General features: G+C 70.9%; 16 protein-coding genes. 11 read left to right on the top strand and 5 right to left on the bottom strand.

Annotation, left to right across the window (positions count from 1 at the left end; all coding sequences use genetic code 11):
* The first annotated feature begins 77 nt into the window (after nt 1-77).
* Nucleotides 78-791, top strand: a complete 714-nt coding sequence (locus AN218_RS03410; RefSeq protein ID WP_070015135.1) for a PIG-L deacetylase family protein — start codon at nt 78-80, stop codon at nt 789-791.
* On the opposite strand, the gene AN218_RS34085 is transcribed toward AN218_RS03410, so the two are convergent.
* The 3 genes from AN218_RS34085 to AN218_RS03390 form a co-directional block, all read right to left on the bottom strand.
* Nucleotides 766-2,337 carry an MFS transporter gene (locus AN218_RS34085; protein ID WP_079131775.1) on the bottom strand — a complete coding sequence of 524 codons (1,572 nt, stop codon included), beginning with the start codon at nt 2,335-2,337 and terminating at the stop codon, nt 766-768. The genes AN218_RS03410 and AN218_RS34085 overlap by 26 nt on opposite strands.
* A gap of 38 nt (nt 2,338-2,375) precedes the next feature.
* Nucleotides 2,376-2,966, bottom strand: coding sequence for a methylated-DNA--[protein]-cysteine S-methyltransferase (locus tag AN218_RS03395; RefSeq protein ID WP_070015121.1), 591 nt, complete (start codon nt 2,964-2,966; stop codon nt 2,376-2,378).
* Between the two features lie 311 nt (nt 2,967-3,277).
* Nucleotides 3,278-4,168, bottom strand: coding sequence for a glycerophosphodiester phosphodiesterase (locus AN218_RS03390; protein ID WP_070015120.1), 891 nt, complete (start codon nt 4,166-4,168; stop codon nt 3,278-3,280).
* Nucleotides 4,169-4,346: 178 nt separating this feature from the next.
* Here AN218_RS03390 and uvrB point away from each other — a divergent pair, with 178 nt between their 5' ends.
* The 4 genes from uvrB (at nt 4,347) to AN218_RS03370 (ending at nt 10,580) form a co-directional block, all read left to right on the top strand.
* Entirely contained in the window at nt 4,347-6,479 is a 2,133-nt protein-coding gene (gene uvrB / locus AN218_RS03385; RefSeq protein ID WP_070015119.1) for an excinuclease ABC subunit UvrB, read from the top strand.
* A gap of 177 nt (nt 6,480-6,656) precedes the next feature.
* Nucleotides 6,657-7,235, top strand: coding sequence for a TerD family protein (locus AN218_RS03380; RefSeq protein ID WP_070015118.1), 579 nt, complete (start codon nt 6,657-6,659; stop codon nt 7,233-7,235).
* Nucleotides 7,236-7,350: 115 nt separating this feature from the next.
* Entirely contained in the window at nt 7,351-9,363 is a 2,013-nt protein-coding gene (locus AN218_RS03375) for a TerD family protein (protein ID WP_070015117.1), read from the top strand.
* Between the two features lie 254 nt (nt 9,364-9,617).
* Complete coding sequence (locus tag AN218_RS03370) at nt 9,618-10,580, top strand: TerC family protein (RefSeq protein WP_070015116.1); 963 nt, start codon at nt 9,618-9,620, stop codon at nt 10,578-10,580.
* A 105-nt stretch (nt 10,581-10,685) separates the two neighbouring features.
* On the opposite strand, the gene AN218_RS03365 is transcribed toward AN218_RS03370, so the two are convergent.
* Together AN218_RS03365 and uvrA are read right to left on the bottom strand one after the other, a co-directional pair.
* The gene (locus tag AN218_RS03365) at nt 10,686-14,045 is read right to left on the bottom strand and encodes a phosphodiester glycosidase family protein (RefSeq protein ID WP_070015115.1); all 3,360 of its coding nucleotides are present in this window, start codon (nt 14,043-14,045) and stop codon (nt 10,686-10,688) included.
* 544 nt (nt 14,046-14,589) lie between these two features.
* Nucleotides 14,590-17,592 (bottom strand): excinuclease ABC subunit UvrA, encoded by a 3,003-nt coding sequence (gene uvrA / locus AN218_RS03360; protein WP_079131774.1) that lies wholly within the window; start codon nt 17,590-17,592, stop codon nt 14,590-14,592.
* Nucleotides 17,593-17,798: 206 nt separating this feature from the next.
* Here uvrA and AN218_RS03355 point away from each other — a divergent pair, with 206 nt between their 5' ends.
* From AN218_RS03355 to whiA, 6 genes are all read left to right on the top strand, one after another.
* Nucleotides 17,799-18,527: a maleylpyruvate isomerase family mycothiol-dependent enzyme gene (locus AN218_RS03355; protein WP_070015114.1), complete on the top strand. Its 729-nt coding sequence runs from the start codon at nt 17,799-17,801 to the stop codon at nt 18,525-18,527.
* Nucleotides 18,528-18,854: 327 nt separating this feature from the next.
* Nucleotides 18,855-19,511 (top strand): MBL fold metallo-hydrolase, encoded by a 657-nt coding sequence (locus AN218_RS03350; protein WP_070015113.1) that lies wholly within the window; start codon nt 18,855-18,857, stop codon nt 19,509-19,511.
* Between the two features lie 108 nt (nt 19,512-19,619).
* A complete protein-coding gene (gene uvrC / locus AN218_RS03345; protein WP_070015112.1) occupies nt 19,620-21,614 on the top strand; it encodes an excinuclease ABC subunit UvrC in 1,995 nt (664 codons plus the stop codon).
* Between the two features lie 25 nt (nt 21,615-21,639).
* Entirely contained in the window at nt 21,640-22,653 is a 1,014-nt protein-coding gene (gene rapZ / locus AN218_RS03340; protein ID WP_244900232.1) for an RNase adapter RapZ, read from the top strand.
* Nucleotides 22,654-22,670: 17 nt separating this feature from the next.
* Nucleotides 22,671-23,723, top strand: a complete 1,053-nt coding sequence (locus AN218_RS03335) for a gluconeogenesis factor YvcK family protein (RefSeq protein WP_070015111.1) — start codon at nt 22,671-22,673, stop codon at nt 23,721-23,723.
* A partial coding sequence (gene whiA, locus AN218_RS37820; protein WP_244900231.1) for a DNA-binding protein WhiA occupies nt 23,714-24,200 on the top strand: 487 nt, incomplete at its 3' end. The genes AN218_RS03335 and whiA, both read left to right, overlap by 10 nt.

Here is a 24,200-nt window from a genome sequence, read left to right as displayed (position 1 = left end):
GAGACCTCCGCGGGACGGCCGGACCGGAAGGCAGGTGACGCGCGGTGGCCGAGAGCCCCGGCGGAGAACTCGCGGCGATGCCCGAGGACTGGGAGCGCGCCCTCGCGGTCGTCGCGCACCCCGACGACATGGAGTACGGGGCGGCGGCCGCCGTCGCCGAGTGGACCGCGGCGGGAAAGCAGGTCGCCTACCTCATGGTGACGCGGGGCGAGGCCGGCATCGACGGTCTGGAGCCCGTGGAGTGCGCCCGGGTGCGCGAGGAGGAACAGCACGCCAGCGCCCGGATCGTGGGCGTCGACTCCGTCGAGTTCCTGGGCCATCAGGACGGCGTGATCGAGGAAGGGGTGGCGCTGCGGCGGGACATCGCCGCGGCCGTACGCGCGTGGCGCCCCGAACTGGTCGTCACGATCAACCACCGGGACACCTGGGGCGGTTCGCACTGGAACACCCCCGACCACCGGGTCGTGGGCCGCGCCGTGCTGGACGCGTGCGGCGACGCGGGCAACCGCTGGATCTTCCCCGAACAGCTCGACGGGGGCGAGAAGCCGTGGAACGGGGTGCGGTGGGTCGCGGTCGCCGGTTCCCCGGAGCCGACGCATGCGGTGGCGGTCGGCCATGCGGCGGTGGAGCGTGCCGTGGCCTCGCTGTGCGAGCACCGCGCGTACATCACCGCGCTCAGCGACGAGCCCGTGGAGAGCTACGCGCGCTCCTTCACGGAGTGGGCGCTGCGGCTCGGGGCGGAGCGGTTCGGCGGGCGCGACTGCGTCACGTTCGAGCTGTATCCGCGCTGACGTCCTTGCCCTCGTCCCCCTCCTTGCCCGTAGCCCCGCCGGAATCGGACCCGGGTATGGGTCCGGCCCCGGAACCGGCGTCGGGGGAGCGTGGGGCGCCGCGGCGCGTGTGACGGAAGAGGACGAGGACCACCACCGGCAGCAGCAGCGCGGCGGCCATCGCGCTGAGCCAGCCGTAACCCGCGGCCGACATCACGACCCCGGCCAGGGCGCCGCCTGCGCCCGCCGAAGCGTTCATCGTCAGGTCCGACAGTCCCTGTACGGCGGCGCGTGCAGGCTGCGGCACCGCGTCCGTCAGCAGCGCGGAGCCGGAGACGAGACCCGCCGACCAGCCGAGGCCCAGCAGGAACAGCCCCGCGCCCGACTGGGCGTGGTGGCCGTTCGCGGTGCCCGCCAGCGCGGCGGCGCAGGAGAGCAGCGTCACGGAGAGCAGGATGACCGCGACCCGTCCGACGCGGTCCGCGAGCCAGCCCATCAGCGGCGAGAAGGCGTACATGCCGAGGATGTGAACGCTGATGACAAGGCCGATCAGCTCGATGCCCGCGCCGTGGTGGCCGAGGTCGACGGGCGCCATCACCATGACCGAGACCATCGCGGTGTGCGCGGTGGCGATCGTCACCAGGGCCAGACGTGCCTGCGGCGAGGCGCCGACGGCGGCGAGCCCGGCGCGCAGCGAACGCCCTTCGCGCGCCCCCTTGTCGGCGTCCTTGCCCGCGCCGACGTCAGGCTCCGGAACCCTGCCCTCTTCCGTTCCCTTGCCCGTCCCCGAGTCCGCTCCCGAGGCCGTGTCCGTGTCCGAGGTCCAGTCCGCGTCCGCGAGGGCCCGTGCCGTCAGCAGCGGATCGGGTCGCAGCAGCAGATGGATCAGGACGCCGGTGACGAGGAAGACGGCCGACCCCCAGACGAAGGCGCCCGCCGTCGCCGGTATGCCCATCCCCGTGACCGTCTTCCCGGCGGGCGCCGCGATGTTGGGCCCGAGCACGGCGCCGATCGTGGTCGCCCACACCACCAAAGAGATGGCGCGCGCCCGCCGTTCCGGCTCCGCGAGGTCGGCGGCGGCGTAACGGGCCTGCAGATTGGCCGAACTCGCGGCGCCGAACGCCGTCATGCCCAGCAACAGCAGCGGGAAGTTGCCGAGCGCCGCACCGGCGACCACGACGACACCGCCCGCCGCCCCGATCAGATACGCGACCGTCAGTCCTACCCGCCGTCCACGCGCCGCCATCAGCGAGGCGAGCGGCAGCGAGAGCAGCGCCGTCCCGATGACCGACGACGTCGACGCGAGCCCCGACAGCGCCTCGGACCCGCTGATCTCCTTCGCCAGCACGGCCGCCAGCGCGACGGCCGTCGCCACCCCGAGCCCGCCGAGCATCTGACTGATCACGAGCACCGTCGTGGTGCGACGCCGCAGCCGGGCCAGTCCGTCCGCGTCGGGGACGCCGTCCGCGTCGGGCACGGCGCCCGTACCGGGTCTGTCAGGAGCGTCCGCTGTGTCGTCGGTGTCGGTCACGTCGGCAGTCTGCCAGCCGCGGTTGCCGCCGCCCATGGGGTTTCCCGCCGTCCGTACGGGAGGTGTGGCGCCCATCAGAACAGCGGCTGCGGGAGCAGCCCTTCGAGGGCCAGCAGCGTGCGCTTGGTCTCCAGGCCGCCGCCGAATCCGCCGAGCCCGCCGCGGCTTTCGACGATGCGATGGCAGGGCACGACGACGGGCAGCGGATTGGACCCCATGGCCATGCCGACGGCCCTGGCCGCCCCGGGCTCGCCCACCCGGTCGGCCAGATCCTGATACCCGGCGGTCACCCCGTACGGGACGGAGGCCAGCAGTTCGCGGAGCACCCGTTCGTTGAAGCCGCCGGAGAGCGACCAGTCCAGCGGCACGGTGAACTCCCGTAGCCCGCCCGCGAAGTAGGAGCTGAGCTCCGTGGCGGCGTGCTCCAGCACGGACGCGGCGGCCGAAGCCTCGTCGGCGGCACCTTCGGCTCCCGTACGGACCGGGGACGCCCCGAGGCGGAGGGAGAGCCCTTCGAGGGCCCGGTCCGTCGTGGCCGCACTGGCGTGGAAGACGACGTTGACCAGGCCCTCGTCGGTGGCGGCGAGCAGCAGGGGACCCACCGGGGAGTCCAGCGTCGTCCAACAGGACGCGCGTGCTGCCGTGTTCGCCGTTGTCTCAGTCATGCCGGGAACCCTAGAGGCTCCCACTGACACTGACCGGAAACGCTGTCGGCCGGCGGATCGGGGACCGAGGATCGGGGGTCGGGGACGGAGTCGGAGGAGAAAGGGGGTCGGCGGAAGCGTCCCGTGACGGGACTGCGGGGAACCGCGGGACTGTTGGGGGAACAGCGGACACCGGAACGATCTGGCACGAGCAGAACGAGCGGAGAAGGACCGGCGCCGGAACCGGGCCCGTGACCCCGCGGAGAAGCGGTACCCGTGCGGCCCGCCGGATCAGGACCCGTCTGCTGAAACGGTTCGGCTTCAGCCGGGGATCAGCTGTGCGTCGCGTCCCGTACGACGTCGGGGAAGTTGCTGATGATGCCGTCCACGCCGGCCTTGTCCACGGACCGCGCGGTGGACGCGTCGTTCACCGTCCACGTGAAGACCTGCATCCGCTTCCCGAGGGGGCCCTTGCGCTTGTGCACCTCGTCGACGTAGTCCTTCGTCGCCGCGGAGTGCGTCGGGTTGATCTGGTCGGTGAACTGCGCGTACGAGTCCAGCTCCGAGACCTTCGGATTGCCCAGGAAGCCCGTCTTCACATGCGGGTCGAGAGTGTGCGTGGCCCTGACCGACGTCGCGTTGAAGCTCTGGATGATGAGCCTCTTCGAGAGGTGTGAGCGGTCGAGCCACCCGCGGCTGCGCAGTTCCCTGAGCGTCTGCTGCTCGATGCCCGGATACAGCTCGGGGGACTTGTGCTCCAGCAGCAGGTTCTGGCCGGTCTTGCTGATGTACTTCAGGTACTGGTCGAGCGTGGGGACCTTCTCACCCTTGTAGTCGTCGCTGAACCAGCTTCCGGCGTCCAGGCGGGCGATCTCCTTGGCCGTGAAGTCGGCCACGTTCCAGGGCGAGCGCTTCGGGTAGAGGGTCTCGGCGTTGGTCGTGCGGGCGAGCGTGGTGTCGTGCATGACGACGAGTTCGCCGTCCTTGGTGCGCTGTACATCGTTCTCGACCCAGTCGAAGCCGAGCTTGTCGGCCTTCTTGACCGCCGCGAGCGTGTTCTCCGGTGCATAACCGGAAGCTCCGCGGTGGGCGACTGTGACCGGGCCGCTGTCGCTGGTGCTGTCCTGGCGGGCGGCCGCGTGTGCGGGTGACGCGGTGAGGGTGAGCGCGGACATACCCAGGAGCACGCCGGTGGCGGCGGCTACTGCACGGCGCATCGACATTCGGGAACTCCTCGCGGTCGTGCGGACACTGACAGCTAAAGGCTTCCCGTTGTGCGATACACGGAAGCAGAAGCGGAGTGTCGCCGGCGTGAACGGGGCGCGACGCCTCGGTCTCTGAGCGTGAGGACGTTTCCGGCGCTCGGGGCCGTTGTCGGTGGTGGGCCGTACGGTTGTCAGCATGCGGCCGGAGACCCAGATCGAACGTACGGTGGCGCCCTTCGAGGTCGTCAGTCCCTACCAGCCCAGCGGTGACCAGCCCACCGCGATCAGCGAGCTGGCGCAGCGCGTCAGCGGGGGCGAGAAGGATGTCGTGCTGCTCGGCGCGACGGGCACGGGGAAGTCGGCCACGACGGCCTGGATGATCGAGAAGCTCCAGCGGCCGACGCTCGTGATGGCGCCCAACAAGACGCTGGCCGCCCAGCTCGCCAACGAGTTCCGGGAACTCCTCCCGCACAACGCGGTGGAATACTTCGTCTCGTACTACGACTACTACCAGCCCGAGGCGTACGTCCCGCAGACGGACACCTACATCGAGAAGGACTCCTCGATCAACGAGGAGGTCGAGCGACTCCGGCACAGCTCGACGAACTCGCTGCTGACCCGGCGCGACGTGGTCGTCGTAGCGTCCGTCTCCTGCATCTACGGTCTGGGCACCCCCCAGGAATACGTCGATCGGATGGTGCCGCTCCGCGTCGGTCAGGAGACGGACCGGGACGAGCTGCTGCGCCGCTTCGTCGAGGTGCAGTACACACGCAACGACGTGTCCTTCACGCGGGGCACCTTCCGGGTCCGCGGCGACACGATCGAGATCTTCCCCGTCTACGAGGAACTGGCCGTCCGCATCGAGATGTTCGGGGACGAGATCGAGGCGCTCTCGACGCTCCACCCCGTCACTGGCGAGGTCATCTCGGACGACGAGCAGCTCTACGTCTTCCCCGCCTCGCACTACGTGGCGGGTCCGGAGCGCATGGAGCGGGCCGTCGCCGGCATCGAGACCGAGCTGGAGGAGCAGCTCGCGTCGCTGGAGAAGCAGGGCAAGCTGCTGGAGGCGCAGCGGCTGCGGATGCGTACCACGTACGACATCGAGATGATGCGCCAGATCGGCACCTGCTCCGGCATCGAGAACTACTCGCGGCACATCGACGGCCGTGACCCGGGCACAGCACCGCATACGCTGCTCGACTTCTTCCCCGACGACTTCCTCCTCGTCATCGACGAGTCGCACCAGACCGTGCCGCAGATCGGCGCGATGTACGAGGGCGACGCCGCGCGCAAGCGGACGCTGGTGGAGCACGGCTTCCGGCTGCCCTCGGCGATCGACAACAGGCCGCTGAAGTGGGAGGAGTTCGTGGAGCGCATCGGGCAGACGGTGTATCTCTCGGCGACCCCCGGTCCGTACGAACTCTCCCGCGGCGACGGCTATGTGGAGCAGGTGATCCGCCCGACCGGGCTCGTCGACCCGGAGGTCGTGGTCAAGTCCACCGAGGGCCAGATCGACGATCTCGTGCACGAGATCCGCATGCGCGAGGAGAAGAACGAGCGGGTGCTGGTGACCACCCTCACCAAGAAGATGGCGGAGGATCTCACCGAGTACTTCCTGGAGTTGGGGATCCAGGTCCGCTATCTGCACAGCGACGTCGACACGCTGCGCCGCATCGAGCTGCTGCGGGAGCTGCGCTCTGGCGAGTTCGACGTATTGGTCGGCATCAACCTGCTGCGGGAGGGCCTGGACCTGCCGGAGGTCTCCCTGGTGGCGATCCTCGACGCCGACAAGGAGGGCTTCCTGCGCTCCGGCACGTCCCTGATCCAGACGATCGGCCGCGCCGCGCGGAACGTCTCCGGGCAGGTCCACATGTACGCGGACAAGGCGACGCCCGCGATGGAGAAGGCCATCGAGGAGACCAACCGCCGCCGGGAGAAGCAGATCGCGTACAACAAGGAGCACGGCATCGATCCGGAGCCGCTGCGCAAGAAGATCGGTGACATCGTCGCCGACATCGCGCGCGAGGACGTCGACACCGAGCAGCTCCTCGGCTCGGGGTACCGGAAGGAGTCGAAGTCCGGCGGGGGCGACCGTACGGCCAAGGGCAAGGCGCCGACACCGTCGAAGTCGGCCGGGCGTACGGAGCGCGACGGCGAGGTCCTCACGGACCGTCCCGCGGCCGAACTGGCCGAGACCATCGAGCAGATGACCGAGCGGATGCGTGCCGCGGCGGCGGAGCTGCAGTTCGAGGTCGCGGCCCGGCTCCGCGACGAGGTCTCGGAGCTGAAGAAGGAGCTGCGGCAGATGAGGGAGGCGGGCCTGAAGTAACCGCGCAAGGGGAGCGGTTCAGCGCCCGGCCCGGCGCATCGGCCGGCCTGGCACACAAGGTTGCAAGAGCGACACGAAGGCGGACGCCCTGACCGGGCGCTTCGCGTGCATGCGTAGGGTCGGAGCGTGACCGCCATCACGGCGGGACGGCAGTGGCAAGTCGAGAGGGGAAAGCACGTGTCGGTGAACTTGTCCAAGGGACAGGCCATCAGTCTGCAGAAGAACGACGGGGGCAACCTCACCGCGGTGCGGATGGGACTCGGCTGGAAGGCCGCACCGCGCCGTGGCCTCTTCGGCAAGCGCAGCAAGGAGATCGACCTCGACGCCTCGGCGGTGCTGTTCGCGGGCACCGAGCCGAAGGACGTGGTCTTCTTCCGTCACCTCGTCAGCGACGACGGTTCCGTGCGGCACACCGGCGACAACCTCGTCGGCGGCGCCGGCCAGGGCGGCGACGACGAGGCGATCATGGTGGACCTCCAGCGTGTGCCGGTCCACATCGACCAGATCGTCTTCACGGTCAACTCCTTCACGGGGCAGACCTTCGCCGAGGTGGAGAACGCCTTCTGCCGCCTCGTCGACGAGACCAACGGGCAGGAGCTGGCCCGCTACACGCTGACCGGCGGCGGCGAGTACACCGCCCAGATCATGGCCAAGGTCCACCGCCAGGGCAACGGCTGGCAGATGACGGCCGTCGGCGCGCCCACCAACGGCAAGACGTTCCAGGACCTGATGCCCGCGATGGTGCCGCACCTCTGAACGGAGGGCGCAGCACGGGCAGTTCACACGACGGGGGCCGCGACGCCGGCAGGGGCAGCGACAGCGACGGCAGGAGCCGTCGGCACCGGCGTCGACGGTGAGAAGGGGGAGCAGGATGACGGCCGAGCTGGTACGGGGGCAGAACCACCCCTTGCCGGGAGCCCGTCTGGAGATCCGGGTCTCGGCGGAGCGGCCGGTCATCGCCGGTGCGACGCTCAACGACCAGGACGGCAGGATGCGCGAGGAGGGCTGGATAGCCCATCCTGCGCAGCCGCAGCTCCCGGGTCTGGAGGTCTCCCGGCAGGCCGCGGCCGAACACCGCCTCGCCGTCGATCTGGACGCCCTGCCCGACGAGGTGCACCGCGTCAACGTGCTGCTCGCCCTGCCCCGGGGCGAGGGCGGCCCGGCATGCTTCGGCGAACTGGCCCCGCCGTCCGCGGCCGTGACCGAGCTGGACGGCGAGCCCGTGGCCCGCTGCACGCTCACGGGACTGAGCGCGGAGTCCGCCGTCGTCGCGCTGGAGCTCTACCGCCGCCAGGGAAGCTGGAAGGTGCGCGCGGTCGGCCAGGGATACGCCGGCGGGCTCGCCGCGATGCTCGCCGACCAAGGGCTCGCGCGCGCACCGGAGTTGGCGTCGCAGATCGAGGAGGCGGTGGCCGACGGGCGGGCCCGTTCCGTCGCTCCCGCCCCCGCTCCGCACCCGTCGCGTCCGGACGGTGAACGCCCCCGCGAAACCACCGTCGGCGGTGCCATGGGCATCGCCGACGGTGGCACGGGCACGGCCGCCCCGAGCGACGGCCGCATCAGCTACCAGCATCCCAATCGTGCCGCCGGACCGCCACCTTCACCCCCTTCTCCGCCGCTTTCCGCTTCGCCGTCCGCGGCTGTTCCGCCCGTACCGTCCGTCCCGGCGGCGGCGCCCGGCGCGGGCGGTGGTCAGGGCAGCGGCACCGGTGAGGCCCCGTACACCCCGGTCGCGGGCGACGCCAACGGCTGGAGCATGGACGAGCGGCTCTACAACCAGGTCTGGGACATGTTCGAGGACCTGGCCCGTACGGTCTCGGCGTACCGCTCCGCCGTCGACTTCGCCGACTCCCGCATGGAGCAGGAGCTCGACAAGGTGCTCGCCGATCCCCGCACGCGCGTGGGCCCGGCGGCCGACGCGGCCCGCGCCGAGGCACGCGCCCGCCAGGCCCAACTGGTCGAGAAGGCCCGCGAGGTGCTCGACCGTGATCTGGGGCAGCTCCGCGCGGAGTCCGACGTCGTCGAGCCCGCGCTGCCGGCCGCCTACGCCCGCTGGGACAACCCGGTCTGGCACGGCTACGAGCCGCCCGGGCAGCCGCCGATGGCGATGCGCCTCGGCGACCTCGCCCTGCCCGAGAGCGCGGGGCTGCGCATCCCGATGCTGGTACGTCTGCCTCTGGAGCGCGGACTGTGGATCGACAGCGGCCCCGGCGGCTCCGCCGGTTCGGCCTCGACCGGTCCGGCGGCGGCCTCCGTCGTCACGCCCGACGAGATGCGGGGTCTGGCCTGTGAGACGGCGACGGCCATCGCCGCACGACTGGCGGCGGTCCATCCGCCCGGCGACTTCACCCTGCACGTCATCGATCCGGCGGCCACGGCGACGGCCGCCCTCGCACCGCTTCTGGAGACCGGAGTGCTCTCCGGGCCGCCCGCCACGGGCGCCGCGGGCGTCAGCGCCGTACTCGAACAGCTCACCCGGCGCGTGGACTTGGTGCAGATGGCCGTCCGCAGCCGTGCCACCGACGCGCTGCCGCCCGACGTCGACACCGCCGAACAGCTCCTGGTCGTCCACGACTTCCCGCACGGGTTCGACGACCGCGGCGTGACGCAACTGCGCTATCTCGCAGACGAGGGACCGTCCGTCGGCGTCCATCTGCTGATGGTCGCCGACCGTGAAGACGCCCAAGAGTACGGTCCGTTGCTGCAGCCGCTGTGGCGCGCGCTGCTGCGCATCACGCCCGTCCCGGACGACCACCTCGCGGATCCGTGGGTGGGTCACCACTGGACGTACGAGCCGCCGCTCGTGCCGCACGGCAGCCGAATACTGACGCGGGTGCTGAGCCAGGTCGCCACGGCGCGGGCCACCCGCCGCACCGGCGGCTGAACGGAGCCGGCCGACACCGGCCACAGCATCGACGTACCGTTCCCAAGGCAGCCTGACCAGCGGCTCTTTACCTTTCCTTGGTGTTGCTTTACTCTCCTTTGTGCGGAGGGGAGTACTCCCGACACCCGGCGGTGTGCCCGTCAATACGGACCGGATGTGACCGGTCCCGGGGCGCCGGCCTGGAGGCACGACAGTGCTCGCCAGGTGGAGGAGACCTCCGGCGGATGCGCGCACGCTAGCCGGAGGATGAGCACATGGAAATCTCCCTGGATGTCTGGGTTCTGACGATCGTCGGTCTGTGCGTCCTCATCGCCGCCGACTTCTTCATCGGCGGCCGCAAACCGCACGAGGTCTCCCTCAAGGAGGCCGGGGCGTGGACGACCGTCTGGATCGTCCTGGCCGGGCTCTTCGGGCTGGGGCTCCATCTGTTCGGTACGAGCAAGGCGTCGGGTGAGTTCTTCGCGGGCTTCCTCACCGAGAAATCGCTCAGCGTCGACAACCTCTTCGTCTTCGTGCTGATCATGGCGAAGTTCGCGGTGCCGGCGGCGTATCAGCAGCGTGTGCTGATGGTCGGCGTCCTCATCGCGCTGGTGCTGCGGGCCCTGTTCATCGCGGCGGGAGCGGCGATGATCTCGGCGTTCTCCTGGATCTTCTTCATCTTCGGCGCCTTCCTGATCTGGACGGCCTGGAAGCTGATCAAGGAGGCCCGCGAGGACCACGGAGAGGAGACGTACGAGGAGAACCGCTTCCTGAAGATGGTCGAGCGGCGCTTCCCCTCCACCGACCGCTACCACGGCACGAAGCTGTTCGTCGTCGAGAACGGCAAGCGGCTGATGACGCCCATGCTGATCGTGATGCTGGCCATCGGCTCGACGGACGTCCTCTTCGCGCTGGACTCCATCCCGGCGATCTTCGGCCTCACGCAGGACCCGTACATCGTCTTCACCGCCAACGCCTTCGCGCTGATGGGTCTGCGGCAGCTCTACTTCCTCATCGGCGGGCTGCTGGAGAAGCTGGTGCACCTGTCGTACGGGCTGTCGGTGATCCTCGGCTTCATCGGCGTCAAGCTCGTGCTGCATGCGCTGCACGAATCAGGCGTGCATGTACCGGAGATCGGCATCGCCGTGTCGCTGGGCGTGATCGGTGCCGTCCTCGTCGTCACGACCATTACCAGTCTGCTGGCCACGCGCCGTATCAAGGACGACGCCTCGGTCTGAGGCGTACGAGACGCGAGACGTACGAGGCGCGGGACGGGACGGGTACGGGAGCGGGCGGCCAGAGGTCCGGCCGCGCGCTCCCGCCCCGCTTCCGACTTCCCGTCGTCAGCGGGTGATCGTCACCTGCCTCTCCGTCCGCTCCCCGGACACCTCCACCGCCAGGCGCACGGTGCCCGGCCGGTACGCGGTGAGGGTGCCGTCCCGTGGGTCGTACGAGGCCGCGCAGCGCACCCTCGTGTCGTCCGCGGCGCTCCGGCCGCCCCGCACACAGAGGTTCCCGGAGCCGGACCAGTCCGCGGAGACCGGCCACGTCACGGGCACCTTCCGCGCCGACGCACCCTCGCCCTGGGTGACGGCCGCCGTCGCATGCGTCGACGCCCCCACGCGCAGCTTCTCCGGAGCGTCCATCGCCAGTCCGTCGACATGTGCCCTTGTCTGCACGGCCGTCCAGTCCCGGCCGTTTCCGTTCCCGTTCCGGTTCCCGTGCGTGTGTGCGTCGACGCCGACCAGCGACCAGCCGGTGAACCCGCCGTGGTCCGCCGGAGTGGCCGGTGCCTTACCGGAGTTGCCGTTGACCAGATACGGCACACCGCGCACCCGTGAGGCGTCGAACGCGCCCGCGTGCCCCCCGATGAAGGCCGCGCCCTTGCCTGTTCGCGCGCGGAAGTCGCCTAGCCAGTCCTCCAGCAGATCCGCCTCCATCCGGTCGGTGAGCTGGCTCGCCTGCTGTCCGGTCGGGTCGCGCGGCGGCACATGCTGGACGAGGGTCACCGAGGAGACCGACGGGTCGCCGGCAGCCTCGTTCAACTGCCGCCGCAGCTCCTGGAGTTGGCCGTACCCGCCGCCCCGTACGGTCAGGGACGAGGTGTCGAGCGTGATGAACCTCGTGCCCTTGTGGTCGAACGTCCGCTGCGCCGGGCCGAATTCGGCGGTGAAGTCCGCGATGCTGCCGCCCATCACCTCGTGGTTGCCCGGCACGTAGTACCAGTCGACGGCATCGCCCAACTCCTCCTCCAACACCCGGTGTGCGAAGGCCAGATCCTCCTTCGAGCCCTCGTCCACGAGGTCGCCGTCGACGATGACGAAGTCGGGCCGTGCGGCGCGGATCTCGCGCAGTGTCCGGCGTGCCTGCCGTACGACGGCGCTGTCCGGGTCGCGGGCCACGAACTGCGCGTCGGAGATCACCGCGTACCGCCAGTCGCGTCCCGCGACGTCGGCCGCCGTCGAGATCAGCGGATCGTGCGGACGGGCGGCCTCTGGCAGCTCCACGTCCGGCGGCACGTGCGCCGTCAGCTCGTCGAGCACGACCTCGCCCGTGTACTGCTCCGCCGGTCTGGTCTCCGCGAGGTAGAAACGGTTCAGCCGCAGCGGGTAGTTGACGGTCTCCGGCACCTCGAAGACGACCTGCTGCCAGCCCTCCTCGGTGAGGTGCTCGCCGCGCAGCACCTGGTCGGTCCCGCTCGCGTCCTTGAGGTGGAGCGAGGGCCAGGCGCCCTTGCCGTCGCTCTTGATCCACAGGCTGAAGCTCTGCGGCTGCCCCGGTACGGGAACCTCCGCGGGCGGGGTCGCGTACGCGGCGCGGGTCGCGGTCGAGCGGCCGAAGTCGTACGTCATCTTCAGCCCCGTGCCCTCCTTGCCGCCGGGGTCGGCGGCGAGCGAGCCCTCGGCCCGTGCGGCGCTGAACTTCCAGTCCGCGGCGTCTTCGAAGTCCGCGGTCCTCACCTCGCGCAGTCCGACCGTGACGGCGACCTTGGCGGTGTGCCCCCGTACCGCGACCGTCACGATGCCGGACGCCGACTCCTGTCCGGGCCGGGCCCGTACGGTGAAGCCGCCGCTCTCGCTGTCGGGCGTGATGGAGAACAGCGAACGGTCGTACGTCAGTTGAGCGTCGGCGGGATCGACGGGAGCGCTGGTGCCGCCCGCGTCGAACCCGACGATGCCGAAGGAGCCCTCGGCGTCGCCGTCCGCCAGCCCGACGCGTTCCCGGGTGGGCTGTACGCGTGCCAGATCGCCGACGACCGACAGCCGTGTCGAGCCCTGTGCGGCACCCTGGTGCGCGGTGACCCGCGTGGAGCCGGCACGACGGGCGTGGAAGACGCCCTTGCCGTCGACCCGGCCGACGCCGGAACGGGCCGCCAACCAGCGCGGGCTGCCCTCGGCCGGACCGTAGGACTCGTCGTACCCGGCGGCCGTCAACTTCCGTGTCAGGCCCGGGAAGACACGGTCCGGGTGGCCGACGGGCATGTTGTCGGCGGTCGGTGCGGAGGCCGGGTCCGCGGCCGTCTCCACCCAGAAGTCCTTGAGCCTGCCGCTGCCCTCGGGAGCGGTCAGGGCGAGGCCGTTGGGCACCTCGCGCTCCTCGCCGTCGGACGGCTCGTTCTCCAACTGGGGCTTCTGGGCGCCCGGTTCGCGAGCGAGCAGGGTGGACGAGCCGCCGCCGTCCAGATTGAGCGCGTTGTAGGCGCCCAACTGCCGCATCATCCGGGCCAGTTCGGTGAGCGTGACACCGCCGGAGGCGGCCTGGCGTCCGTCCACGGACAGGACGTGCATCGTGGAGCCGTCCTGGGAGAAGCCGACGGCGGTACGGGGCGCCGCCTCGTTGTTCGGCTTGCCCTCCCAGTCCTGCGGCTCGCCGTCGACGACCAGCAGGCCCCGGCCGCCGACCGCCGTACGCGGCGCCGGGCCGCCCCCGTTCGTACGGACGTGGTACTCCAGCGAGACACGGTCGCCCACGTCCAGACCGTCCAGGGCGCCCGCCGCGGCGTCCCGGCCGACCAGGACGGTCGTGCCCTTCGGAATCGGGCCGTCGCCGGGCTCGTCCACGACCTCGGCCACGCGGCCGTGCCGCAGCCGCACCTCGGACGACTCGGGGTCGCCGTCGGTGGCGAGAGCCCGATCGGCGCTGCCCCAGCGGGAGTTGTAGGCGCCGATGCCGTTCTCGGGGACGTTGGCCGCGTTGTACGCGGTCAGCGGCTGCTTGCCGTCGGGGAGGGTGAGGGTGCCCTCGAAGTAGAGGTCGAGGATGCGGCCCGCCGCGTCCGGACCGAAGGCGACCGACGAGCTGTTGCCCGCCTCGGGGGAGTGCGTGGCGCGGCCGTGGCGTACGCCCGGCCCGAGCGGGGCGCCGGTCTCGTCGATGTCGAAGAAGTCGGCGTTGAAGGCCGCGACCGTACGGCGGCCCTTGCCCGGGTCGTAGGCGGCGGCCTGCTCGCTGAGCGGCTTACGGGTGGAGACCTCGCCGGAGGAGAGGTACTCGGCGCGAGTGCCCCCGCTGCCTCCGCCGCCACCGCTGCCTGTGCCGCCGGTGCCCTGTCCGGCGACGGCGCCGGAACCCGATCCCGTCCCGCCGTCGCCGAGTTCGACGCTGAGGGCGTCCGCCCGAAGCCACTTGTCCGGCTCCAGCCGCTGGAACGAGGTGAGCCGGGCGCCCGGCGCCACGGGCCGGGTGGTGCGCGACAGTTCCATGCCGTCGCCGTCGGGGGCCGTCGTGGGACGGACCGTGGAGTGGGACGCGCCGCTCTGAGCAGAGACGGCGGCCGGGGCAGATGCGGCGGCGGGCGCCGCGTTCGCCGACGGCGGCTGAGTGGCCGTCAGAAACGAAAAAGCGGTCACTGCGGGAATCAGTGACCGGATGAGGACTCTTCTGCGCACGTTTACTCGTACCACAACATCCCCTGTAAACACGGTTGTTGCGTGCGCTTTCTACGCACAGCGCCGAAAAGGGTCTCAGCGGTGACCGGACCGCACCAGATGTCCGGTAGAAATTCGGCGCGAACAATGTCCTGCGGCTCAGTGGCGTACGGAGCGCGGGACGGACGCCTCACGCACGCCCGTACGCCCGTACGTCCGCACAGACGACGGCGGGGAGCTCGCGGACGTGCCGCGAACTCCCCGCCGCCGGGGGACCGTTGTGAGGTTGTGGGCTCCAACGCCCGTACGCCGTCGGCCCGGTGGGCCGCTCTGTCCGTACGCTGCTACCGCACCGCGTACGAGCCGCGTCCCGCCGCGGCTACCGCTTCGTCTTCGCCGCCCGCTTCCGCGTACCGGCGCCGCCCGTACCGGAGCCGGCGGTGCCCGAAGTGCCGCCGCCGGAAGCGCCCTTGCGCCCCGCCGTCCTGCCCCGGCCCGTCGTCGCCGCCTGCGGGGCGTCGCTCACGCGGTCGCCCAGCACGTCCCGCAGGAACTTCCCGGTGTGGCTCGCCGGCACCGCCGCCACCTGCTCCGGAGAGCCCTCGGCGACGACCAGACCGCCCGCGTATCCGCCCTCCGGGCCCATGTCCACGAGCCAGTCCGCCGTCTTGATGACGTCGAGGTTGTGCTCGATGACGATCACCGAGTTGCCCTTGTCGACGAGCCCTTCCAGTACCGAGATCAGCTTGCGGATGTCCTCGAAGTGCAGCCCGGTCGTGGGCTCGTCGAGGACGTACACGGTGCGTCCCGTCGAGCGCTTCTGCAGCTCGCTCGCCAGCTTCACGCGCTGCGCCTCGCCGCCGGAGAGCGTCGGGGCGGGCTGCCCGAGCCGTACGTACCCGAGGCCCACCTCGTTGAGCGTCCGCAGATGGCGGGCGATGCCCGGCACCGCCTCGAAGAAGTCCATCGCCTGCTCGATGGGCATCTCCAGCACCTCGGAGATGTTCTTGCCCTTGTAGTGGACCTCCAGCGTCTCCCGGTTGTAGCGCGCGCCGTGGCAGACCTCGCACGGCACGAACACGTCCGGCAGGAAGTTCATCTCGATCTTGATGGTGCCGTCGCCGGAGCAGTTCTCACACCGGCCGCCCTTGACGTTGAAGGAGAAGCGCCCCGGCTGGTAGCCGCGCACCTTCGCCTCCGTCGTCTCCGCGAAGAGCCTGCGTACGTGGTCGAAGACCCCGGTGTACGTCGCGGGGTTGGAGCGCGGCGTACGGCCGATCGGCGACTGGTCGACGTGCACGACCTTGTCCACCAGGTCGTCGCCGTCGACCCGGGTGTGCCGTCCGGGCACCGACTTGGCGTTGTTCAGCTCCCGCGCCAGATGCGTGTAGAGGATGTCGTTGACGAGCGTGGACTTGCCCGAGCCGGAGACGCCCGTGACCGCCGTGAGCACGCCGAGCGGGAAGGAGACGTCGATGTCCCGCAGGTTGTTCTCCCGCGCGCCGCGCACCGTGAGCTGCCGGTCGGGGTCGGTGGGCCGGCGTACGTCGGGCAGCGGGATGCTCTTCCGCCCGGCCAGATAGTCGCCGGTGACCGAATCGGCCTTCTCCGTCAGCTCCTTGAGCGGTCCGCTGTGCACGACCTCGCCGCCGTGCTCGCCCGCGCCGGGGCCGATGTCCACGACCCAGTCGGCCGCATTGATGGTGTCCTCGTCGTGCTCGACGACGATCAGGGTGTTGCCCAGATCCCGCAGCCGTACCAGCGTCTCGATCAGCCGGTGGTTGTCGCGCTGGTGCAGCCCGATCGAGGGCTCGTCCAGCACGTACAGCACGCCCACCAGACCCGAGCCGATCTGCGTGGCCAGCCGGATGCGCTGCGCCTCGCCGCCGGAGAGCGTGCCGGCGGCGCGGTTGAGCGACAGATAGTCCAGGCCGACGTCGACGAGGAAGCGCAGCCGCTCGTTGACCTCCTTCAGGACGCGCTCGGCGATCTTCCGGTCGCGGTCGCTGAGCGTCATCTCCCGCAGGAAGTCGGCGCATTCGCTGATCGACATCGCCGAGATCTCGGCGATCGACTTCCCCTGCATCGTCACCGCGAGCACGATCGGCTTCAGCCGCGTCCCCTCACACGTGGGGCAGGGCACCTCGCGCATGTAGCCCTCGAAGCGCTCCCGGCTGCTGTCGGTCTCCGCCTCCTGGTGCCGCCGCTTGACGAACGGGACGACGCCCTCGAAGGCCGTGGTGTAGGCGCGTTCGCGCCCGTACCGGTTGCGGTAGCGCACCTCGATCTGCGTCTTGTGCCCGTACAGCAGCGCCTTCTTGGCCCGCTGCGGCAGCCCGGCCCAGGGGATGTCCGTACGGAAGCCGAGCGCGTCGGCCAGGGCGCCGATGAGCCGGCCGAAGTAGTCGCGGGTGTGGCCGTGCGACCACGGGTGCAGGGCGCCCTCGTCGAGCGACTTCTCCTCGTCCGGGACGATCAGTTCGGGGTCGACCTCCATGCGCGTACCGATGCCGGTGCAGTCCGGGCAGGCGCCGAAGGGCGAGTTGAAGGAGAAGGTGCGCGGCTCCAGCTCCTCGAACGACAGGTCGTCGTACGGGCAGTAGAGGTGCTCGGAGAACATCCGCTCACGCTGCGGGTCGTCCTCGTCCAGGTCGACGAAGTCGAGGATCACCATGCCGCCGGAGAGCCCGAGCGCCGTCTCCACGGAGTCGGTCAGCCGCCGCTTCGCGCTGTCCTTGACGGTGAGGCGGTCCACGACGACCTCGATCGTGTGCTTCTCCTGCTTCTTCAGCTTCGGCGGCTCGGAGAGCTGGACGGTCTGCCCGTCGACGCGCGCCCTGCTGTAGCCCTTGGTCTGCAGCTCGTTGAACAGGTCGACGTACTCGCCCTTGCGCTCGCGCACCAGCGGCGAGAGCACCTGGAAGCGGCTGCCCGGCTCCAGGTCCAGCACCCGGTCGACGATGGCCTGCGGCGACTGCCGCGCGATGGGGCGCCCGCACTCCGGGCAGTGCGGCTTGCCGATGCGCGCGAAGAGCAGCCGGAGGTAGTCGTAGACCTCGGTGATGGTGCCGACCGTCGAACGCGGGTTGCGCGAGGTCGACTTCTGGTCGATGGAGACCGCGGGGGAGAGCCCCTCGATGAAGTCGACGTCCGGCTTGTCCATCTGACCGAGGAACTGCCGTGCGTACGCGGAGAGCGACTCCACGTAGCGCCGCTGCCCCTCGGCGAAGATCGTGTCGAAGGCGAGGGAGGACTTGCCCGATCCGGACAGACCGGTGAAGACGATGAGCGAGTCACGCGGGAGGTCGACCGAGACGTTCCGGAGATTGTGCTCGCGAGCGCCACGGACAAGGAGACGGTCAGAGGCCACGCCGGTTGGCACCTTTCGTGTGAGAAGCAGGGTGCCCCGACTGCGCAGGAGCCCCCCGCTCAAGACTAGAGGCGGTGCCGCCCGGGTGTGCCCCGGACCGTATCGGTACCGCCCTCAGAGCTTATAGCACGTACATTCGATTGTGCGCCTTTCCGCACGAGGTCCGGCGTTCCGCGCCGTCTTCCACCCGGAGGAGGAGCCGGGCTAGCTTGGGGATCATGACGCCGCCAGCGAACCCCGCCGCCAACGCTCCCGACCCCGCCGCCGACGCCGCCGCCCTGCGGAGCGCGACGGACCGGCTGCTCGCTGCCGTCGAGCAACTCGACGACGCCACCGCCGCCAAGCCCTCGCTGCTGCCCGGCTGGACCCGCGGTCACGTACTGGCGCACCTCGCCCGCAACGCGGACGCCCTGCTGAACGTCCTCGCCGGACGCCCCATGTACGCCAGCGCCGAGAGCCGCGACGACGACATCGAGCGGGACGCACACCGGAGTGTGCGCGAGCACCTCGCCGATCTGCGCGAGAGCGGGGCCCGTCTCGACGGCGCCTTCGCCGCGCAGCGCGACACCGACTGGGAACGCACCGTAGAGCTGCGTAACGGTGTGACGGACGGCGCGTATTCCCTCCCCTTCCGCCGCTGGATCGAGGTGGAGCTGCACCACGTCGACCTCGGCGTCGGCTACGCCATGGACGATCTGCCCGCCACGTTCATCGAGCGCGAACTGGCCAACATGGCACGGCGGTTCCAGGGCCACCCCGGCATCGCCGTACCGATCGAGCTGCGTACGGAGGACGGCGTGAGCTGGCACACGGGGGCGGCCGGCGACGGCGCGAAGACCCTTGTCGTCGCGGGGAGCCCCACCGCGCTCGTCGCATGGCTCACGGGGCGCAGCACGGGCACCGGGCTCTCGGCGCGGGATCCGCTGCCGGAGCTTCCGGCGCTGTAGCGGGGGCGTCCCGCCGCGGGCGGTGAGGGGTGCGTCGCGGCGCGCACCGACCGTGCGCGCGCCCTGCGCCCCTTCACCGCCGCCACATCGGCATCCCGCCCTGCCGCGCTCTGGCCAACTCCCGAAGCCCACGGCCCGAGGGCGTGTCCGCGAAGTCCCGTCTGGGGTGCGGGCCCTGGCACGCGCACTCGCTGCGTTGTCGATCGTCGGCGCAGCACGCTGCGCTCTCCTCCTCCGCCTTGCGATCGCACGCACCAGACCCCGCGCCCCCGCCCTGCCCAGCAGGGCGACGACGCTACTTCCCGGACACGCCCTAGGCTGTCCCTCATGGCTTACACCGGAGACGTACAGGTCGGGGGACCTGCCGACGTGCACGAGCTGACCGACCTGATGATCTCGAAGGTCGCGGTCGGCCCCATGAACAACAACGCGTATCTGCTGCGCTGCCGCAGCACCGGCGAGCAGCTTCTGATCGACGCGGCCAACGAGCCCGAGACCCTGCTCGACCTCATCGGCTCCGACGGCATCGCCTCCGTCGTCACCACCCACCGGCACGGCGACCACTGGCAGGCCCTCGCCCCCGTCGTCGAGGCGACGGGAGCCCGTACGTACGCGGGCCGCCACGACGCCGAGGGCATCCCGGTCGCCACGGACGAACTCGTGGACGACGGCGGCACGGTGCGCGTCGGCGACGTCGAACTGACGGCACGTCACCTCGTGGGCCATACCCCGGGCTCGATCGCCCTCGTCTACGACGACCCGCACGGCCATCCTCATCTCTTCACCGGGGACTGCCTCTTCCCGGGCGGCGTGGGCAACACCCATGACGATCCGGAGGCGTTCGCGAGCCTGCTGAACGACGTCGAGACCAAGCTCTTCGAGCGGCTCCCCGACGAGACCTGGGTCTACCCGGGCCACGGCGGCGACACCACCCTGGGCAACGAGCGCCCCCACCTCGCCGAGTGGCGCGAACGCGGCTGGTGACGCCACCGCCGCGACGGCACGAGCCCGTACAGGGCGACACGTACGAGCGCCCCTGCTCCGTGATGACGGGGCAGGGGAGTGTCACCGCGCGGACGTAGGCTGTGCGGCATGGCAGACCCCTCCACCTACCGCCCCGAACCGGGTGAGATCCCCGACTCGCCGGGGGTCTACCGGTTCCGCGACGAGCACCGCCGGGTGATCTACGTCGGGAAGGCCAAGAGCCTGCGCCACCGGCTCGCCAACTACTTCCAGGACCTCGCGGGCCTGCATGTGCGCACCCGCACGATGGTCACCACGGCCGCGTCGGTCGAGTGGACGGTCGTCTCCACGGAGGTCGAGGCGCTCCAGCTCGAGTACTCCTGGATCAAGGAGTTCGCGCCCCGCTTCAACGTCAAGTACCGCGACGACAAGAGCTATCCGTCCCTCGCCGTCACCCTCAACGAGGAGTATCCGCGGGTCCAGGTGATGCGCGGCCCGAAGAAGAAGGGCGTGCGCTACTTCGGTCCGTACGCGCACGCGTGGGCCATCCGCGAGACGGTCGACCTGATGCTGCGCGCGTTTCCCGTACGTACGTGCTCGGCGGGCGTGTTCAAGCGCTCCGCCCAGATCGGCCGCCCCTGCCTCCTCGGCTACATCGACAAGTGCTCGGCGCCCTGCGTGGGCCGGATCTCCGCCGAGGACCACCGTCAACTCGCCGAGGAGTTCTGCGACTTCGTCGCCGGGCACACCAACTCCTATCTCCGCCGCCTGGAACGCGAGATGAACGAGGCGTCCGAGGCGATGGAGTACGAGCGGGCGGCCCGGCTGCGGGACGACACCGACGCCCTGCGGCGCGCCATGGAGAAGAGCGCCGTCGTCCTCACCGACGCCACCGACGCCGACCTGATCGCCCTCGCCGAGGACGAGTTGGAGGCGGCCGTGCAGATCTTCCACGTACGCGGCGGACGGGTGCGCGGCCAGCGCGGCTGGGTCACCGACAAGGTCGAGGAGATCGGCACACCCGAACTCGTCGAGCACGCCCTCCAGCAGCTCTACGGGGAGGAGCGCGGCGAGGGCGTCCCCAAGGAGGTCCTCGTTCCGGCGCTGCCCGAGCCGCCGGAGCCCGCGGCGCAGTGGCTCGCCGAGCGCCGCGGCAGCGGCGTCAGCCTGCGCGTGCCCCAACGCGGCGACAAGCGCGCCCTGATGGAGACGGTCAAGCGCAACGCCCAGCAGGCCCTGGCCCTGCACAAGACCAAGCGCGCCTCCGACCTGACGACGCGCTCGCGCGCGCTGGAGGAGATCGCGGAGGGCCTCGGCCTCGACTCGGCGCCGCTGCGCATCGAGTGCTTCGACATCTCCCATTTCCAGGGCGACGACGTGGTCGCGTCCATGGTCGTCTTCGAGGACGGCCTCGCCCGCAAGAGCGAGTACCGCCGCTTCCAGATCAAGTCCTTCGCCGGGCAGGACGACGTCCGCTCGATGCACGAGGTCATCAGCCGCCGCTTCCGCCGCTATCTCCAGGAGAAGCGCCGTACGGGAGAGTGGGGCGGCGACGGCGACGGTCCCGCGGAGGGCGAGGGTCCCGAGCCCGTCGAGACGGGGTCGCGGGACGAGGACGGCCGCCCCAGGAAGTTCGCCTACCCTCCGCAGCTCATCGTCGTGGACGGCGGCCGCCCCCAGGTCGCCGCGGCCCGCAGCGCCATGGACGAACTCGGCGTCGACGACGTCGCCGTCTGCGGTCTCGCCAAGCGCCTCGAAGAGGTCTGGGTGCCCGGCGAGGACGATCCCCTCGTGCTGCCGCGTACGAGCGAGGGGCTCTATCTGCTCCAGCGCGTACGCGACGAGGCGCACCGCTTCGCGATCAGATACCAGCGCAGCAAGCGCTCCAAGACGCTGAAGGCCAGCCCGCTCGACGCCGTCCCGGGGCTGGGGGCGTCCCGCAAGCAGGCGCTGCTGAAGCACTTCGGCTCGCTCAAGCGGCTGCGCGCCGCGACGGTCGAGGAGATCTGCGAGGTACCGGGCGTGGGCCGCAAGACGGCGGAGGCCGTCGCCGCGGCGCTTGTCACGAAGTCCTCCGCGCCGGCTGTGAACACTGCGACCGGTGAGATCGTTGAAGAAGAGTGAGCCACGAGGACGGGGGGCCGAGGACATGAACAGCAGGCAGGAACGAGAACAGGGCAGAGAGCCGGCGGCGACCGGTGCGACCGGTGCGACCGGTGCGACCGGCGCGACCGGTGCGTCCGGCGCGGACGCGGCACGGGCTGCGTCCGGCACGGCCGCCGACGCGGCGGCGGACGAGGCGGTCATCCCCGAGCTGGTGATCATCTCCGGGATGTCCGGCGCCGGGCGCAGTACGGCGGCCAAGTGCCTGGAGGACCTCGGCTGGTTCGTCGTCGACAACCTGCCGCCCGAGCTGATCCCGACGATGGTCGACCTGGGCGCACGCTCGCAGGGCAACGTCGCCCGCATCGCCGTCGTCGTCGACGTCCGCGGGCGCAGCTTCTTCGACAACCTCCGCGAGTCCCTGGCCGATCTCGCCCAGCGCCAGGTCAAGCGCCGCATCGTCTATCTGGAGGCGAGCGACGAGGCGCTGGTGCGCCGCTTCGAGTCGGTCCGCCGCCCGCATCCCCTCCAGGGCGACGGCCGGATCGTCGACGGCATCGCCGCCGAGCGCGACCTGCTGCGGGAGCTGCGCGGCGACGCGGACCTCGTCATCGACACCTCCGACCTCAACGTTCACGAGCTGCGGGCCAAGCTCGACGCCCGCTTCGCCGGCGACGAGGAGCCCGAACTCCGCGCCACGGTGATGTCTTTCGGGTATAAGTACGGGCTCCCGGTTGACGCCGATCTCGTCGCCGACTGCCGCTTCCTCCCCAACCCCCACTGGGTCCCGGAACTGCGCCCGTACAACGGCACGACCGAGCAGGTCTCGGACTACGTCTTCGACCAGCCGGGCGCCAAGGAGTTCCTCGACCGCTACGCCGAGCTGCTCCAGCTCATCGCCGCCGGGTACCGCCGCGAGGGCAAGCGGTATGTCACCGTCGCCGTCGGCTGTACGGGCGGCAAGCACCGCAGCGTCGCCGTCACCGAGAAGCTGGCCCGCAGACTCTCCGGCGCCGGCGTGGAGACCGTCGTGGTGCACCGCGACATGGGACGTGAATGAGGACGTGAGAAGCGCGAATGCCTCGTAGGACCATCCGGCTGCGGCGTCCGGTCGGCACCCGCGGATCGCACCGCGGCACCCAGCCGAAGGTCGTGGCCCTGGGCGGCGGCGCGGGCCTGTCCGCCTCCCTCACCGCGCTGCGCCGCATCACCGGGGACCTCACCGCCGTCGTCACCGTCGCCGACGACGGCGGCTCCAGCGGACGCCTCCGCGACGAACTGGGCGTGCTGCCCCCCGGCGATCTGCGCAAGGCGCTCGCGGCGCTGTGCGGGGACGACGACTGGGGCCGGACCTGGGCCGAGGTCGTGCAGCACCGTTTCGTCAGCCGCGGCGACCTGCACGACCACGCCGTGGGGAATCTGCTGATCGTCGCGCTCTGGGAGCAGCTCGGCGACCATGTCCAGGCGCTCGATCTGGTGGGCAAGCTGCTCGGCGCGCACGGCAGGGTGCTGCCGATGTCCGCCGTCCCGCTGGAGCTCCAGGCCCTCGTACGCGGCCACGACCCGGAGCGCCCCGACGAGGTCTCGACCGTCCGCGGCCAGGCCACCGTCGCGCTCACCAGGGGCGAGGTGCTGCAGGTGCACCTGGTGCCGCACGACCCGCCCGCCGTCACCGAAGCCGTACGGGCCGTGCTCGACGCCGACTGGGTCGTCCTCGGTCCCGGCTCCTGGTTCTCCTCCGTGATTCCGCATCTGCTCGTCCCCGATCTGCTGGACGCCCTGACCCAGACCAAGGCCCGCAAGGTCCTCTCGCTCAACCTCGCGCCGCAGCCCGGAGAAACAGAAGGCTTCTCCCCGCAGCGTCATTTGGACGTTTTGGCCCGACACGCCCCTAAACTCGCCTTCGACGTGGTGCTGGCCGACGAGGACGCCGTCCCCGACCGGGATTCCCTGTGCCAGGCCGCCGAGCGGCTCGGAGCGACGGCTCAGCTCTCTCCGGTCGCGGCGGCGGGCGGCGCTTCCCAGGGCGAAGGTTCCGGGGCGGGCGCCGCCAGGCACGATCCCGAGCTGCTGGCAGCCGCGTACGACCGTATTTTTCGGATGCATGGAAGGATCGGCCCATGGCGATGACGGCTGCGGTGAAGGACGAGATCTCCCGGCTCCCCGTCACCCGGACCTGCTGCCGGAAGTCCGAGGTCTCGTCGATCCTGCGCTTCGCGGGCGGCCTGCACTTGGTGAGCGGGCGGATCGTGATCGAGGCGGAGCTGGACACGGGCATCGCGGCCCGTCGTCTGCGCAAGGACGTTCTGGAGATCTTCGGACACAGCTCCGACCTGGTGGTGATGGCGCCCGGGGGGCTGCGCCGCGGCAGCCGCTACGTCGTACGGGTCGTGGCCGGAGGCGACCAACTCGCGCGCCAGACGGGGCTGGTGGACAGCCGCGGCCGGCCGATCCGCGGCCTCCCGCCGCAGGTGGTCTCGGGGGCCACCTGCGACGCCGAGGCCGCGTGGCGCGGGGCGTTCCTCGCGCACGGATCGCTCACCGAGCCCGGCCGCAGCTCCTCGCTGGAGGTCACCTGCCCCGGCCCGGAGGCGGCGCTCGCACTGG

This window comes from Streptomyces nanshensis (genome assembly GCF_001751255.1).
In the GTDB taxonomy this organism is placed as follows: Bacteria; Actinomycetota; Actinomycetes; order Streptomycetales; family Streptomycetaceae; genus Streptomyces; species Streptomyces nanshensis_A.
Note: the sequence above shows the minus strand (reverse complement) of the source record. Positions and strands in the feature narration are given on the sequence as shown.